At 70.7% G+C, this 15276-nt stretch carries 13 protein-coding genes; 6 read left to right on the forward strand and 7 right to left on the reverse strand.

The genetic code is table 11. The features are described from left to right. The first annotated feature begins 42 nt into the window (after window positions 1–42). The 4 genes from OCT49_RS22770 to OCT49_RS22785 all read left to right on the forward strand — a co-directional run bounded on the left by OCT49_RS22770 (window position 43) and on the right by OCT49_RS22785 (window position 5235). Window positions 43–804: an isoprenyl transferase gene (locus tag OCT49_RS22770; RefSeq protein WP_283855904.1), complete on the forward strand. Its 762-nt coding sequence runs from the start codon at window positions 43–45 to the stop codon at window positions 802–804. A 463-nt stretch (window positions 805–1267) separates the two neighbouring features. After that, window positions 1268–2590: an RNA 5'-3' helicase PhoH2 gene (gene phoH2, locus OCT49_RS22775; RefSeq protein WP_283853693.1), complete on the forward strand. Its 1323-nt coding sequence runs from the start codon at window positions 1268–1270 to the stop codon at window positions 2588–2590. A 389-nt stretch (window positions 2591–2979) separates the two neighbouring features. After that, window positions 2980–3684 carry an aggregation-promoting factor C-terminal-like domain-containing protein gene (locus tag OCT49_RS22780; RefSeq protein WP_283853694.1) on the forward strand — a complete coding sequence of 235 codons (705 nt, stop codon included), beginning with the start codon at window positions 2980–2982 and terminating at the stop codon, window positions 3682–3684. A gap of 144 nt (window positions 3685–3828) precedes the next feature. Next, complete coding sequence (locus OCT49_RS22785) at window positions 3829–5235, forward strand: AI-2E family transporter (RefSeq protein WP_283853695.1); 1407 nt, start codon at window positions 3829–3831, stop codon at window positions 5233–5235. A 122-nt stretch (window positions 5236–5357) separates the two neighbouring features. Here OCT49_RS22785 and OCT49_RS22790 read toward each other — a convergent pair whose 3' ends face one another. Both OCT49_RS22790 and OCT49_RS22795 read right to left on the reverse strand, forming a co-directional pair. Further along, window positions 5358–5891 (reverse strand): alkyl hydroperoxide reductase, encoded by a 534-nt coding sequence (locus OCT49_RS22790; RefSeq protein WP_283853696.1) that lies wholly within the window; start codon window positions 5889–5891, stop codon window positions 5358–5360. Between the two features lie 12 nt (window positions 5892–5903). Then, a complete protein-coding gene (locus OCT49_RS22795) occupies window positions 5904–6458 on the reverse strand; it encodes a peroxiredoxin (RefSeq protein ID WP_189542777.1) in 555 nt (184 codons plus the stop codon). A 131-nt stretch (window positions 6459–6589) separates the two neighbouring features. Here OCT49_RS22795 and OCT49_RS22800 point away from each other — a divergent pair, with 131 nt between their 5' ends. Next, the gene (locus tag OCT49_RS22800) at window positions 6590–7552 is read left to right on the forward strand and encodes a hydrogen peroxide-inducible genes activator (protein WP_283853697.1); all 963 of its coding nucleotides are present in this window, start codon (window positions 6590–6592) and stop codon (window positions 7550–7552) included. A gap of 177 nt (window positions 7553–7729) precedes the next feature. Here the strand turns inward: OCT49_RS22800 and OCT49_RS22805 are convergent, their stop codons facing one another. From OCT49_RS22805 to OCT49_RS22825, 5 genes are all read right to left on the reverse strand, one after another. Then, a complete protein-coding gene (locus OCT49_RS22805) occupies window positions 7730–10147 on the reverse strand; it encodes an FtsX-like permease family protein (protein WP_283853698.1) in 2418 nt (805 codons plus the stop codon). Then, a complete protein-coding gene (locus OCT49_RS22810; RefSeq protein ID WP_283853699.1) occupies window positions 10144–10830 on the reverse strand; it encodes an ABC transporter ATP-binding protein in 687 nt (228 codons plus the stop codon). Before OCT49_RS22810 ends, OCT49_RS22805 begins: the two co-directional genes overlap by 4 nt. Further along, entirely contained in the window at window positions 10827–11351 is a 525-nt protein-coding gene (locus OCT49_RS22815; protein WP_148838964.1) for a PadR family transcriptional regulator, read from the reverse strand. The genes OCT49_RS22810 and OCT49_RS22815 overlap by 4 nt, the downstream gene beginning before the upstream one ends. A 181-nt stretch (window positions 11352–11532) precedes the next feature. Continuing rightward, window positions 11533–11796 (reverse strand): type II toxin-antitoxin system antitoxin, encoded by a 264-nt coding sequence (locus OCT49_RS22820; protein ID WP_502963405.1) that lies wholly within the window; start codon window positions 11794–11796, stop codon window positions 11533–11535. Further along, window positions 11793–12764, reverse strand: coding sequence for an SPFH domain-containing protein (locus tag OCT49_RS22825; protein ID WP_283853700.1), 972 nt, complete (start codon window positions 12762–12764; stop codon window positions 11793–11795). The genes OCT49_RS22820 and OCT49_RS22825 overlap by 4 nt, the downstream gene beginning before the upstream one ends. A 220-nt stretch (window positions 12765–12984) precedes the next feature. On the opposite strand from OCT49_RS22825, the gene OCT49_RS22830 reads away from it, so the two are divergent. Further along, window positions 12985–15219 carry a transglycosylase domain-containing protein gene (locus OCT49_RS22830; RefSeq protein ID WP_283853701.1) on the forward strand — a complete coding sequence of 745 codons (2235 nt, stop codon included), beginning with the start codon at window positions 12985–12987 and terminating at the stop codon, window positions 15217–15219. The last annotated feature ends 57 nt before the right edge of the window (window positions 15220–15276 follow it).

Here is a 15276-nt window from a genome sequence, read left to right on the forward strand (position 1 = left end):
ACAGGGGCGGGCGGGCCCGCACGGAACCGAGAGGTGAACTCAGTGAACTTGCGCGACCTGGTGTACGGGCTCTACGCGCGCCGGGTGGAGGCCCGCCTAGACCACACCCAGGTGCCCAAGCACATCGGCGTCATCCTCGACGGCAACCGGCGCTGGGCGAAGGCGTCCGGCGGCACGGCCGCGCAGGGCCACCAGGCCGGTGCGGACAAGATCAAGGACCTCCTCGGCTGGTGCAGCGAGACGGACGTGGAAGTCGTCACGCTCTGGCTGCTGTCCACGGACAACTTCGACCGGCCCGAGTCCGAACTGACCCCGCTCCTCAAGATCATCGAGAACACGGTGCGCGACCTCGCGGCGGACGGCCGCTGGCGGGTCCACCACGTCGGCACGCTCGACCTGCTGCCCTCCCACACCCAGACGGTGCTCAAGGAGGCCGAGCAGGCCACGCTCGGGATCGACGGAATACTGGTCAACGTCGCGGTCGGCTACGGCGGGCGGCAGGAGATCGCGGACGCGGTCCGCTCGCTGCTGCTGGAGCACTCCGCCAAGGGGACGTCCTTCGAGGACCTCGCGGAGATCGTCTCCACCGACCTGATCTCCGAACACCTCTACACCCGGGGCCAGCCCGACCCGGACCTGGTCATCCGCACCAGCGGCGAGCAGCGGCTGTCCGGCTTCATGCTCTGGCAGAGCGCGCACTCCGAGTACTACTTCTGCGAGGTCTTCTGGCCGGCCTTCCGCCGGGTCGACTTCCTGCGCGCCCTGCGCGACTACGCGGCCCGCCACCGCCGCTACGGCGGCTGACGCCATCGCCCGCCCGCCCCCGGTCCGTCCGGGGGCGCGGGACGCAACGATACGGACGGCCATCCCGGACCGGGCCCCGGATCGCACCCCGGCTCACGCCCGGGATCCCACCCCGGCCCACCTCCCGGGCCGGGCCCCGGACCAGACCCCGGATCACATGCGGCCGGGGCACAACTCCCAGCTCACCCGCCCCGGGCGGCATGGCTCCGCGTGTTCGAGGGAATACCCCTGACAGGTCGACATCCGGTCAGGAACCAGGCGGATGTCGTGTCCAGATGAGCGGCATGGAGTCCGCTCGCCCGGGAGGCCCTTTGCACACGAAGGACCGTACACACCGTGCGGCCGACGCGGAGGGCCGGTGCTCGGCCCGCGCAACGGGGCCAGAGCCCGGTCCGTTCTCTCCCATTGGGATGCTCCGCGACGCCGTCGCACCCCAACCTCGTCCGAGGGGGTACGTCCTTCCGTGGTGACCAGCACAAAGCGCCGCATTCCCGACAGGCGCACCTATGTTCTCGACACCAGCGTGCTGCTGGCCGATCCGAACGCCATGGCCCGGTTCGACGAGCACGAAGTCGTGCTCCCGATCGTCGTGGTCACGGAACTGGAGGCCAAACGGCACCACCCGGAGCTCGGTTACTTCGCCCGGCAGGCCCTGCGCCTGCTGGACGACCTCCGGGTCAGGTACGGCCGGCTGGACGCCCCGATCCCGCTCGGGGATCTGGGCGGGACACTGCGCGTCGAACTCAACCACTCCGATCCCGGCGTGCTGCCCGCCGGCTACCGGTTGGGGGACAACGACTCACGGATCCTCGCGGTCGCGCGCAACCTCCAGGCCGAGGGGTACGACGTCACGGTCGTCTCCAAGGACCTGCCGCTGCGCATCAAGGCGTCCTCGGTCGGCCTCCTCGCCGAGGAGTACCGCGCCGAACTCGCCATCACCGACTCCGGCTGGACGGGCATGTCGGAGCTCCCGCTCGGCGCCGACCAGGTGGACCTCCTCTACGGGGAGGAGACGCTGTACGTGCCGGAGGCCGCGGAACTGCCCGTGCACACCGGGCTGGTCCTGCGGTCCGAGCGCGGCAAGGCGCTCGGCCGGGTCACCGCCGAGGGCAATGTGCGGCTGGTGCGCGGAGACCGGGAGGTCTTCGGCATCCACGGCCGCAGCGCCGAGCAGCGCATCGCGCTCGACCTGCTCCTCGACCAGGACGTCGGCATCGTGTCCCTGGGCGGCCGGGCCGGCACCGGCAAGTCGGCGCTGGCGCTCTGCGCCGGTCTCGAAGCCGTCCTGGAGCGCAGGCAGCACCGGAAGGTGATGGTCTTCCGTCCGCTGTACGCGGTCGGCGGGCAGGAGCTGGGCTACCTCCCCGGCACCGAGGCCGAGAAGATGAGCCCCTGGGCGCAGGCGGTCTTCGACACGCTCTCGGCGGTCGCCGGGCGCGAGGTGATCGAGGAGGTGCTGGGGCGAGGGATGCTGGAGGTCCTGCCGCTCACCCACATCCGGGGCCGGTCGCTGCACGACGCCTTCGTGATCGTCGACGAGGCGCAGTCGCTCGAACGGAACGTCCTGCTGACCGTGCTGTCCAGGATCGGGTCGAATTCCCGGGTCGTCCTCACGCATGACGTGGCCCAGCGGGACAACCTCAGGGTCGGCCGGTACGACGGGGTCGTCGCCGTGGTCGAGAAGCTGAAGGGGCATCCGCTCTTCGCGCACGTCACGCTCACCCGCTCCGAGCGTTCGCACATCGCCGCACTGGTGACCGAAATGCTGGAGGAAGGCCAGATCTGATACGGGATACGACCGTTGGTGCCGCCCGGCGAGCGCAGTAGCTTAGCCGGGCGGCACCGCGCTGCGGCGACATTTTCGTAAATCACTTGCTCCGAACGGGGTGTGAGCTTTCACACGCGACGGGGAATTGCTTCCCGGTGGCCCGTTCCGGCAAAGTCTTGCTTCCGTCAGGCCCCGCATACGGCACACGAGCACCTCCAGAGGTGCCACGCACCACACAACTCAACACACGCCGTCCGTATGCCGCCCGCGAGTACCACGCGGCACTCCTTCGCGGAGTCGCCCACCGGGCCCGTGCCTCCCGTGACCCAAGCAGTGGGGAGGCCAGCGCCAGGGGCACGATTGCGTCCGCGAGGTCACCTAAGCGGGCGATGCTGGAAGGACACCGTGTGAGCCGGATCTCGGTCCGGGGATTCGCCGTGGCATCTGCCACTGCGGTCACCACCGTCGGCGCCGTCGTGGGCGTTGCGTCGGGCAGCAGCCCCGCTGTCGACGACAACAACTTCGAGGCGGCCGCAGCCGACACGACGCTTCTCGCCGACATCCCTGCGGGTGAGCAGGCCCAGGTGCAGACGGCCTCGCTGACCCAGCAGGCCGACGCGCAGGCCTCCGCGGCCGACGCCGCGGCGAAGAAGTCCGCGGAGGAATCGGCCCGCATCCAGGCCGCCAAGGACGCCAAGGCGAAGAAGCAGGCGGCCGAGGCGAAGCTGGAGAAGGAGCGCAAGGCCAAGGAGGAGAAGGAGCGCGCCAGCCGCTCCGAGGTCCGCAGCACCGCCTCGTTCGCCCAGCAGGGTTCGTACACCGTCGCCGAGCTCAAGGCGATCGCGCGGCAGATCGTGCCCGCCGACCAGTTCCAGTGCTTCAGCAACATCGTGAACGTCGAGTCGAGCTGGAACTACCGCGCGAGCAACCCGTCCTCCGGCGCCTACGGCCTCGTGCAGGCACTGCCCGGCTCGAAGATGGCGAGCGCCGGCGCGGACTGGCAGACCAACCCGGCCACCCAGATCAAGTGGGGCCTCAGCTACATGAACGGCGCCAAGTACGGCAGCCCCTGTGGTGCCTGGGCCTTCTGGCAGGCCAACCACTGGTACTAGACCTGCCGGAGCCCTCACAGGTTCGCGGTTCGAACGTGCAGAGCCCCCCGCCCTCCTACGGCGGGGGGCTTCGCGCGTGTACGGTCGGGTCCGGACCGCCCGGCGGGGAGCGGCGGGGGAGAAGACGGGGGAAGAGGGACGAACATGTCGAAGATTCCGGGGTGGCTCGGCCGGCTCGGGGCCGAACTGACCGAACTGGGTGAGCGGTTGGAGCGGCGCAGGGCCGACGCCGAGGAGGACGTGACCGCAGGGTCCGGCCCCGGACCGGCCGAGGCCGCCACCGCATCCGCCGGGGCCGCCGAGCCCTCCGCCGTGCCCGCCGCGACCGTCACCGACCATGTGCCGCCGCCCCCCTCGTACGCGCCCTCCGTGGCCGCCCGGCCCGATCCGGTCGCGGCGATCCCCTGGGGCATGCGGGTCGCGGCCGAGGCGGGCTGGCGGCTGCTCGTCCTCGCGGGCACGGTCTGGGTGCTGACGCAGATCATCAGCGCCGTGGAACTGGTGGTCCTGGCCTTCGTCGCCGCGCTGCTCGTCACCGCGATGCTCCAGCCGACGGTCGCCCGGCTGCGACGGCACGGGCTGCCGCGCGGCCTGGCCACCGCGGTCACCGCGGTCCTGGGCTTCGTCATCATCGGGCTGGTCGGCTGGTTCGTGGTCTGGCAGGTCATGGACAACCTCGACACCCTGTCCGACCGGGTGCGGGACGGCATCGACGAGTTGAAGCGCTGGCTGCTCGACAGCCCCTTCCACGTCACCGAGCAGCAGATCAACGACATCGCGAAGAACCTCAGCGACACCATCGGCACCAACACCGAACAGATCACCTCCGCCGGGCTGGAGGGCGTCACGGTGATGGTGGAGGTCCTCACCGGGATGCTGCTGGCGATGTTCTCGACGCTCTTCCTGCTGTACGACGGGAAGCGCATCTGGGAATGGGTGCTGAAGCTGGTGCCCGCCCAGGCCCGGCCGGGCGTCGCGGGCGCCGGGCCGCGCGCCTGGCGGACGCTGACCGCCTACGTGCGGGGCACCGTCATAGTGGCGTTGATCGACGCGATCTTCATCGGGCTCGGGATCTTCTTCCTCGACGTGCCGATGGCGGTGCCGCTGGCCGTCTTCATCTTCCTCTTCGCCTTCATCCCGCTGGTCGGCGCCGTGATCTCCGGGGCGCTGGCGGTGGTCGTCGCGCTGGTGACCCAGGGCGTGTTCACCGCGCTGATGGTGCTGGCCGTGGTGCTCGCCGTGCAGCAGATCGAGGGCCACGTGCTCCAGCCGTTCATCCTGGGCCGGGCGGTGCGGGTGCATCCGCTGGCCGTCGTGCTCTCCGTCGCCGCCGGCGGTCTCATCGCCGGTATCGGGGGAGCCGTGGTCGCGGTGCCGCTGGTCGCGGTCACCAACACGGTGGTCGGCTATCTGCGGACGTTCGGGCGGGAGGAGGCCCTGCGGCACGCGCCCCAGCCGCGCGGGGCGAGCGCCGTCGACGTCGCCCCGACGCCCGCGCCGGGATCGCCCGCCGGGAAGTCCGGCCGCGAGGAGGACGAGAACGGCGCGTAGGCCGGTCCGCAGGGCGCCGAACGGGTCGCCGGGCGCCGGGCGGGGAGCGGCGGACGCGAGAAGGGCCCCGGGGACGGTCGGTCGTCCACGGGGCCCCGCTCGTGCAACAGGGTACTGCCGGCCTACTCGGCGAGCACGGCCTCGGCGTCGAGGGTCACGCCGACCGCCTGGATCACCGAGGCGATCTTGACGGCTTCCTGGATGGTCTCGCGGTCCACGCCGGCCTTGCGCAGGACCTGCTCGTGCGAGTCCAGGCACTGGCCGCAGCCGTTGATCGCGGAGACGGCGAGCGACCACAGTTCGAAGTCGATCTTCTCCACGCCGGGCTTGCCGATGACGTTCATCCGCAGGCCCGCCCGGAGCGTCCCGTACTCGGGGTCCGACAGCAGGTGCCGGGTCCGGTAGAACACGTTGTTCATCGCCATGATGGCGGCGGCCGACTTCGCGGCGGAGTACGCCTCCGCGGAGAGGTTGGCCTTCGCCTCCGGCTCCAGCTCGCGCAGCACCTTCGGCGAGCGCGAGGCGATCGCGCAGGCGAGGACGGTGCCCCACAGCTGCTGCTGCGGGAGCTCGCTGTTGCCGATGACCGAGCCGAGGTTCAGCTTCAGGTCCTTGGCGAAGTCCGGGACGGCGGCCTTCAGTTCGTCGAGTGCCATGTCGCTGTCAGCTCACTCGCCCGCGAGGAGCGCGACCGGGTCGAGGGTGTTCTCGCCCTTGGTCCAGTTGCAGGGGCACAGCTCGTCGGTCTGCAGGGCGTCGAGGACCCGCAGGACCTCCTTGGGGTTACGGCCCACGGAACCGGCGGTCACCATCGTGAACTGGATCTCGTTGTTCTGGTCGACGATGAAGACGGCGCGCTGGGCGAAGCCGTCCTCGCCCTCGATGCCGAGGTCACGCATGAGCTCGTGCTTCGAGTCGGCCATCATCGGGAAGGGCAGGTCGGTCAGGTCCGGGTGGTCCTTGCGCCAGGCGTGGTGCACGAACTCGGAGTCGCCGGAGAAGCCGAGGATCTGCGCGTCACGGTCGGCGAACTCGTCGTTCAGCTTGCCGAAGGCGGCGATCTCGGTGGGGCACACGAAGGTGAAGTCCTTCGGCCACGCGAAGACGATCTTCCACTTGCCCTCGTAGGTCTTGTGGTTGATCTGCTCGAACTCCTTGCCGCTCTCCAGCGAGACGCAAGCGGTCAGGTCGAACTCGGGGAACTTGTCACCGACAGTGAGCACGCGCTCTCCTTGCAGCGTTGGAATCCCCTTTTGGGGGAGTTCCTGAGGGTTGGACGGGATCCACCTTGGCACAGGGTGCATTGATCACGGAAATAGCTACACTTTGCTGTGATGATCGGAGGTGCCTATCAGTGGTGCAGGGGATTCAGGGCAATCGACCCAAACAGCCCAGCCTCTCGCAGCTGCGCGCCTTCGCGGCCGTCGCCGAACATCTGCACTTCAGGGATGCGGCGGCAGCGATCGGGATGAGCCAGCCCGCATTGTCCGGGGCCGTTTCCGCGCTGGAGGAGGCACTGGGGGTCCAGCTCATCGAGCGTACGACGCGCAAGGTGCTGCTCTCGCCGGCCGGTGAGCGGCTGGCGGTGCGGGCGCGGGCGGTGCTGGAGGCCGTCGGCGAGCTGATGGAGGAGGCCGAGGCGGTCCGGGCGCCGTTCACCGGGGTGCTCAGGCTCGGTGTCATCCCGACCGTCGCCCCGTACCTGCTGCCGACCGTGCTGCGGCTGGTCCACGAGCGCTACCCGGAGCTGGTCCTCCAGGTGCACGAGGAGCAGACCTCCTCGCTGCTGGAGGGGCTGGCGGCAGGAAGGCTGGACCTGCTGCTGCTCGCGGTGCCGCTCGGGGTGCCGGGGGTCGCCGAACTCCCGTTGTTCGACGAGGACTTCGTGCTGGTGATGGAGCGGGACCACTGGCTGGGCGGGCGGGTCGACATCCCGCGCGAGGCGCTGCGCGAACTGCCGCTGCTGCTGCTCGACGAGGGGCACTGCCTGCGCGACCAGGCCCTCGACATATGCCGGGAGGCGGGGCGCACGGAGGGGACGCCGGTGACCACGACCGCGGCCGGGCTCTCCACGCTGGTGCAGCTGGTGGCCGGCGGGCTCGGTGTGACGCTGCTGCCGCGCACCGCCGTACCGGTCGAGACCGGTCGCAACGACGCGCTGGCCACCGGATACTTCGCGGAGCCCGCGCCGTCGCGGCGGGTGGCCCTGGCGATGCGGACGGGGGCGGCGCGGCACGAGGAGTTCGAGGAGTTCGCGGCGGCGCTGCGGGAGGCGATGGAGGCGCTGCCGGTACGGGTGACGGCGGGCGGCGGATGAAGGCCGCCGCGAGGGCCGGTACGGGAAGGGCGTGACGGCCCCGCGCGGTTCCCGGCGGACGCCGTGACCCCGTGGCGCCGTGGCGCCGTTACCCCGTGACCCCGGGACGGCGGGCGGCCCCGGCCCCCCGGATGTCCGGGAGTCCGGGGCCGCACCCCCTCACGCACCTCCGTGCCGTCACTCCGTGCGCAGGCCCTCCGGCCGCATCATGCGCCACAGCGGTGGCAGCGAGATCAGTGTGACCAGCAGGATCAGCGCGCCGCCCGCGCCGGCCATCGGCAGGAACAGCCACCAGTCGGTGACCTCCTTGTCGAGCATGGAGATCAGGGTCGCGCCCAGGCCGATTCCGCCCGCGACCGCCACCGCCAGTCCGACGACCACGGGCACCGCCGTCTGCCAGAGCACCGACCAGCCCAGTGTGGAGCGCCGGGTGCCGAAGGCGACCAGGACCGACAGCAGGCGCTTGCGCTCGCGCAGCTGCTCCAGCTGCGAGACCATCATCGAGGCCGCGATCAGCAGCAGCGTCGCCGTGCCGCCGACCTGGAGGCCGCGCTGCACGCTGGCGTACTTCTTGTCACGGGCCACCGATGTGAGGGACGACACCCGCGCCGCGCGGTCGACCTCGGCCACCGCGTTCCGTACGTACTCCGCGACGTCCTCCACGCTCTCGTCGACCCGGACGTGCGTCTCGGTCGTCGCGTCCGGCAGGGTGCTCGGGTCCACCGCGCCGAGGGTGGCCAGGATGCCGCTGGTCTCGTCGCCCAGCGGGGTGTTCCGGGCGGTGACCGTCCGGGCGTCGGCGGGCAGCCTCCACCGCACCGACTTCTTGAGATCCCCCGAAGTGGCCACGACGTCCTCGCCCTTGCGGGCCGTCTTGTCGACCCAGAGGGACAGCTCCTTGTTCTTCGCGGGGTGCGAGACGAAGGTGTCGCCGTCCTTGCAGGAGCCGATCCGGGCCATCTCGCGCAGGCTCGCGCAGTCGGCGACGGTCAGGCTGGTGGTCCGCTGGACCTCTCCTTCGCCCCCCGCGGCGCCCTTCGCGTCGCCGGGATGGGTGACGTACACGTTGATCTTGCCGATGGCCCACGTCACGCCCTTGGCGGCCCGGAGCGCCTCGACGGTCCTGGTGGCGCCGTCCCGGGTGACCTTCTCGGAGTACGAGGAGAACTGGGCCCGCGTGCTGTCCTGCTCGGTCACCTTGATGAACTCGTCGGCGACCGCGGCGGTCAGCATCTGCAGCGCCACCGCGCCCGCGACCGCGACCGTGATCCCGCTGACCGCCCGGGAGGCCGACCCGCTGCTCAGCTGGAGCCTGCGGATGGCGAGCTGCCAGGCCACCGGGCCGCCGTGCAGCCGGTTCACCAGCGCCTCGACCAGCCAGGGCAGCAGCAGCGCGAGCCCGACCAGGACCAGCACCGCCCCGCCCGCGATCGGATACGGGTCGACCGTGCCGTACGTGTCGACCTTGCCGGTCAGGCCGAGCACCGCCAGGCCGGCGAACGGCAGCGGCAGCCGCCACCAGAGCCGGCGCCCGCGGCTGCGGCCGTTGCGGATGACCCCGAGCGGCTCGACGACCACCGCGCGCATCGCGCCCAGCGTCACCACCACCGCCGTCAGCGGCACCGCGACGACCACCAGGGCCGTCAGCCGGAGGTCGGGCACCAAATCGGCCGGGAAGACACTGACGTTCCACATCTCGATGCGGCCGACGAACTGCCGGCCCACGAGGAAGAACGCCACACCCGTCACCACCCCGAGGAGCGCCCCGAACAGGGCCTCGCCCGCCGCGATCCGCCGGGTCATCCGGATGTCCGTGCCGACCAGGCGCAGCGCGGCGAGCCGGCGGTCGCGGCGGTCGCCGCCGAACCGCACCGCCGTCACGATGAAGATCGCGACCGGCATCAGCAGCACCACGCAGATCATGATGATCAGCACGATCAGGATGGGCGGCATCTCCTCGGCCAGGTTCCGGTCGCCGTACCCGGCGATCCGGTGGGTGCCGGGTCCGGTGGCCAGGGTGTCGTCGCCCGCGTAGTAGACCAGGTCGTTCGGCGAGACCAGGCCCGGGGTGCCGATGGTCCCGACGGTCCGGTACGGCAGCCGTTCCCTGAGGAGGGCGCCGTCCGAGGAGCCCAGCAGCTCCTTCAGCGCGGGGGAGACCACCATCTCGCCGGGGGCGGGGAAGCGGTCGACGCCCGGCGGGCGCACCGGGTGCGCGCCGTCCGCCCGCATCAGCCAGCCCTCGACGACGTGCCCGCGGAACTCCGTCTCGATGTCGGCCAGCAGCACCGAGGCGCCGGACTTCGAGGCGGGCCCGCCCGACGAGGGGTCGAGGGGGTTCGCGGCGCGGGCCGCGCTGCGGTCGGAGCGCTGCTGGAGCATGTGCGGCACGGAGGCCGCGGTCAGCAGCAGGGCCACGCCGAGTCCGACGCCGACGGCGGTCAGCGCGGTGCGGATCCAGCCCTCGCGGCCGCCCCCGGCACCGAAGCGCATGCCGAGGCCGAGGTCGCGGATCCAGGCCGCGAGACCGGTGGGGGCGGTGGGGCGCGGGGCGGCCGGCGGGGCCGCCGCGCTCTTCTCGTCGAGCAGGGTCATCCGATGGGCTCCAGATCGCGGGTCCGCCCGTCGCGCACGGTCACGTCACGGTCGGAGTACGCGGCCACCCGCGCTTCGTGGGTCACCAGGACCACGGCGACGTTGGTGGACCGGGCGGCCTCGGTGAGCAGCTGCATCACGCGCTCGCCGTTCAGCGAGTCCAGCGCGCCGGTCGGCTCGTCCGCGAAGATCACCTTCGGGGAGGCGGCCAGCGCGCGGGCCACGGCGACGCGCTGCCCCTGACCGCCGGAGACCTCGCCGGGCCGCTGGGCGGCGACGGTGTCGACCTCCAGCCGCTCCAGCCAGTGCAGGGCGGTGCGCTCGGCGTCCTTGCGCTTGGCACCGGCCAGCCGGAGCGGCAGGGCGACGTTCTCCACGCAGGTCAGCTCCGGGACGAGCTGGCCGAACTGGAAGACGAAGCCGAACTCGGTACGGCGCAGCGCGCTGCGCTCGGCGTCCGACATGGCGGACAGCTCGCGGCCCGCGTACATGATCGTGCCTTGGTCCGGGGTGACGATGCCCGCGAGGCAGTGCAACAGGGTCGACTTGCCCGAGCCGGAGGGGCCCAGCACGGCGACGACCTCGCCGGGGTGGATGGAGAAGGACGCGCCGTCGAGGGCGGGCGTCCGGCCGTACGTCTTGTGCAGACCGTCGGCGCTGAGCAGGGAACCGGCGGGGATCACGCGCCCACCTCCATGGCGAGCCGGTCGAGCCGGGCGGCGGTCAGTTCCAGCCAGCGCAGATCGGCCTCGAGGTGGAAGAGCGCGTGGTCGCAGATCAGCTGGTCGGCCAGATCGCCCCCGCGCTTGCGGTCGGTCAGGATGCGCATCAGGCGCAGGTGCTCGGCGCGCTGCGTGTCCAGCAGGGACTCCGCGCTGCGCCCGGTGAGCAGGGCCAGGACGACCTTGGTGTAGAGCGTCGACTGGAGGTACGGCTCGGGCTTCTCCGGCTGCGCCAGCCAGGCGCCGACATCGGTGATGCCGGCCTCGGTGATGGCGTACCGCTTGCGTTCGGGGCCGCCGCCGCTCTCTATCCCGTCGACCTCGACGAGCCCGTTCTTGAGCAGCCGCGACATGGTCGAGTAGACCTGCCCGTAGTGCAGGGGGCGGTCGTGGCCGAACTTCTCGTCGAACGCGCGCTTGAGGTCGTAGCCGTGGCGTGGGCCGGACTCCAGGAGCCCGAGCAGGGTGTGGCCGATAGACATGTGGAGCACTGTACATGGTGTGTATACCTCGGGTGTATACCCGGGGTGGGGGTACGGGAACGGGCGCGGGGAGGTGTCCTCCCCGCGCCCGTGTCTTCCCGGAATGGTTCGTTCCGCCCGGGGCCCGTTCTCCTGCGCCGTAGCGGTGCCCGTTCTCCCGCGCCCGTAGTGGTCCCCGCCCTCAGGCGCCGTCCGGTGCCCGGCCCTCGTCCGGCTCCGGCCGGTTCTTCGGCGGGCGTCCGCGGCGCGGGATCGGCCGGGCCGTCCCCGGCAGCCGGCCCGCCTCCGCCAGCGCGCGGCGCAGTAGGAACTCGATCTGGGCGTTCGCGCTGCGCAGTTCGTCGGAGGCCCAGCGGGCCAGGGCGTCGTGCACCGCGGGGTCCAGCCGCAGCAGCATCTGCTTGCGCTGCGGCTGTTTCCTGCGCTCCGGGGGCTGCTCGGTCACTGGTAGAGGGTGCCCGTATTGAGGACCGGCTGCGCCGCGCGGTCACCGCACAGCACCACCATCAGATTGCTGACCATGGCGGCCTTCCGCTCCGAGTCGAGCTCGACGATGTCCTGCTCGGCGATCCGGGTCAGCGCCATCTCGACCATGCCGACCGCGCCCTCGACGATCTGCTGCCGGGCCGCGACCACCGCTCCGGCCTGCTGGCGCTGGAGCATCGCGGAGGCGATCTCGGGGGCGTACGCGAGGTGGCTGAAGCGCGACTCGATGATCCGGACGCCGGCCGCCTGCACCCGGGCGGTCAGCTCCACGGCCAGCTTCTCGGTGATCTCCTCGGCGTTGCCGCGCAGCGAGAGGCCGTCCTCGTCGTGGGCGTCGTAGGGGTACTCGATCGCGATGTGCCGGACGGCCGCCTCGGTCTGGGTGGCGACGAACTCCAGGAAGTCGTCGACCTCGAAGAGGGCCTGCGCGGTGTCCTCGACCTTCCAGACGACGATCGCGGCCAGCTCGATCGGGTTGCCGTAGGCGTCGTTGACCTTCAGGACCGCGGTCTCGTGGTTGCGGACCCGGGTGGAGATCTTCTGGCTGCTGGTGAGCGGGTTGATCCAGCGCAGCCCGTCCGTGCGGATCGTGCCGACGTACCGGCCGAAGAGCTGGATCACCCGGGCCTCGCCCGGTGCGACCATCTTCACACCCGTCATGCAGAAGAACGAGGCGATGACCAGCAGGACCCCGAAGATGCACACCGGGACGCCCACGCCGTTGTTCCCGTTCGAGCCGACGACACCGCCGACGATGGCCAGGCCGATGCCGGCGATCACCCCGAGCACGGTCAGCAGCAGGCCGAGGCCGCCGGGAATGCTGTGTGCCGTCACCTCTCTCACCTGCGGCTCGGGCATCTGCGGGGCATCGGGCGCGAGTTCGGCGGGCAGGGTGGCCACATCGCGCGGATTGCTGTGGTCGGTCATGGAATCCCCCGTTTCGTACGGCTGGCTCGTGCTAGCAATGTGATTACACATTAACGGTTTTCGCAACCCTGGGCACCCCTCGTGAGTCGGTTCCCTAGAGAACGGGTGCTGATTGTCACGTCCGAGAAAGACCGCATCGCTTGCTTTTTGTCCTCGCCGACGGTGTTAGCTGGCTGGGCCGAGTGATCCGGTCCAGCAGAGAAACAGGAGCAACACAGCGATGGGTCGAGCTGATGCGCGACGAGCCCAGCGGCGCGGAGCGCGGCGGGCCCCCAATGGCGGCGGCATACGCAGACTCTTCACCTGGAAGAAGATGCTGGGCACCTTCTTCGGGCTCTGCCTGCTGGTCATGGGCGCCTTCGTGGCGCTCTACCTGTACGTGGACATCCCGAAGGCCAACGCCATGGCCGAGCGGCAGAGCAACGTCTACCAGTACAGCGACGGCTCCCTGCTGACCCGGGTCGGCAACGGCGTCAACCGCCAGATCGTGGACCTCGGGGAGGTCCCCGAGGACGTGCAGCACACCTTCGTCGCCGCCGAGAACAAGACGTTCTACGACGATGAGGGCATCGACCTGAAGGGCACCGCCCGCGGCATCCTCAACACGCTCAGCGGCAAGGGCAAGCAGGGTGGCTCGACCATCACCCAGCAGTACGTGAAGAACTACTACCTGACGCAGGACCCGACGATCAGCCGGAAGCTCAAGGAGCTGGTGATCTCCCTCAAGGTCGACAGCAAGAAGAGCAAGAACTACATCCTCGCCGGGTACATCAACACCGCGTACTACGGCCGCGGCGCGAGCGGCATCCAGGCCGCGGCGCAGGCCTACTACGGGGTCGACGCCAAGGACCTCGACGTCTCCCAGGGCGCCTACCTGGCCTCCGTGCTCCAGGCCCCCAGCCAGTACGACTGGCAGACCGCGAGCGAGACCGGCAAGAAGCTGGTCAAGGACCGCTGGGCCTACACGCTCGACAACATGGTCGAGATGAAGTGGCTCGACAAGGCCGAGCGCGACAAGCTGGAGTTCCCGGTCCCGCAGAAGGCCAAGCCCGCCAAGGGCATGGAGGGCCAGACCGGGTACCTCGTCGAGGCGGCCAACAAGGAGCTGGACGAGCAGGGCGTCACCGCGGAGATGCGGCAGGCCGGCGGCTGGACCTTCACGCTCAACATCGACAAGAAGCGGCAGAAGCAGCTGGAGGCCTCGGTCGACCGCCAGCTGGAGTCCAAGCTGGACCGCGAGGGCAACAAGGTCGACGCGACCGTCCAGGCCGGCGCCACCTCCGTGAACCCGAAGACCGGCGCCGTCGTCGCGATGTACGGCGGCGTGGACTACACCAAGCACTACATCTCCAACGCCACGCGCCAGGACTACCAGCCCGCCTCCACCTTCAAGCCGCTGGTGTTCGCCTCCGCGCTGGAGAACGGGTCCAAGACCCAGAACGGCGATCTGATCGGCGTCAACACCCGCTACGACGGCACCAGCAAGCGGCCCGTCGTGGGCAGCACCACCCCGTTCGCCCCGCAGAACGAGGACGACCGCAGCTACGGCGACGTCACCGTGCAGACCGCCATGAACAAGTCGATCAACTCGGCCTTCGCACAGATGGTCGTCGACGTCGGCCCGGCCGAGGTGAAGAAGACCGCGCTCGCCCTCGGCGTCCCCGACAAGAACTTCCCCGAGCGCCCCGCCATCACGCTGGGCACGATGAACGCTTCGACCTGGGACATGGCGGGCGCGTACGCCACGCTCGACAACCACGGCAAGAAGGTCACGCCGTTCATCGTGAAGTCCGCCAAGCACCGCGAGCGGACGGTCGAACCGGTCGAGGGCATCGGCAGCCAGGTCATCAGCCGCAAGTCCGCCGACACCGTCACCTCCGTCCTCCAGGGCGTCGTGAAGAACGGCTCCGGCAGCAGGGCGGCCAGCATGTCCTACGAGGCGGCGGGCAAGACGGGTACGTCGGAGAACAACAAGTCGGCCTGGTTCGCCGCCTATACCCCGGACCTGACCACGGTCGTCGCGCTCTTCGGCGAGTCGCCCAAGGAGGGCGGCGGCCAGGTCACCCTGACCGGCACCGCCAACTCCGGCCGGGCCAACGGTGGTGGCTTCCCGGCGGAGATCTGGGGGGACTACACGCTCGGCGCGCTGAACGGCACCCACGCCACGTTCGACCTGGAGGACGTCGAGCAGGGCGAGGTCAGCCTGCCGCCGCCCTCGCAGAGCCCCTCGCAGTCGCCGAGCACCGAGCCGCCGGCCTCGCAGTCGCCCGAGGTCCCGGAACAGAGTCCGAGCGACACGGTCAGCCAGTCGCCGAGCCAGTCGCCCGAGGTGCCGCCGAGCCAGTCGCCCGAGGTGCCGCCGAGCCAGTCCCCGGAGCCGCCGACCGGCGGAGTCCCCGGCAAACCGGGCGACGGCGACGAGAACGGCCTCACCGAGAACGCGCCCCCGCGGTAAGCGGCTGAAGCGCAGAGGCCGGGGGGCGGGGCCGAAGCGCAGGGGGCGGGGGCAGTG

This window comes from Streptomyces sp. ML-6 (assembly GCF_030116705.1).
Taxonomy (GTDB): domain Bacteria; phylum Actinomycetota; class Actinomycetes; order Streptomycetales; family Streptomycetaceae; genus Streptomyces.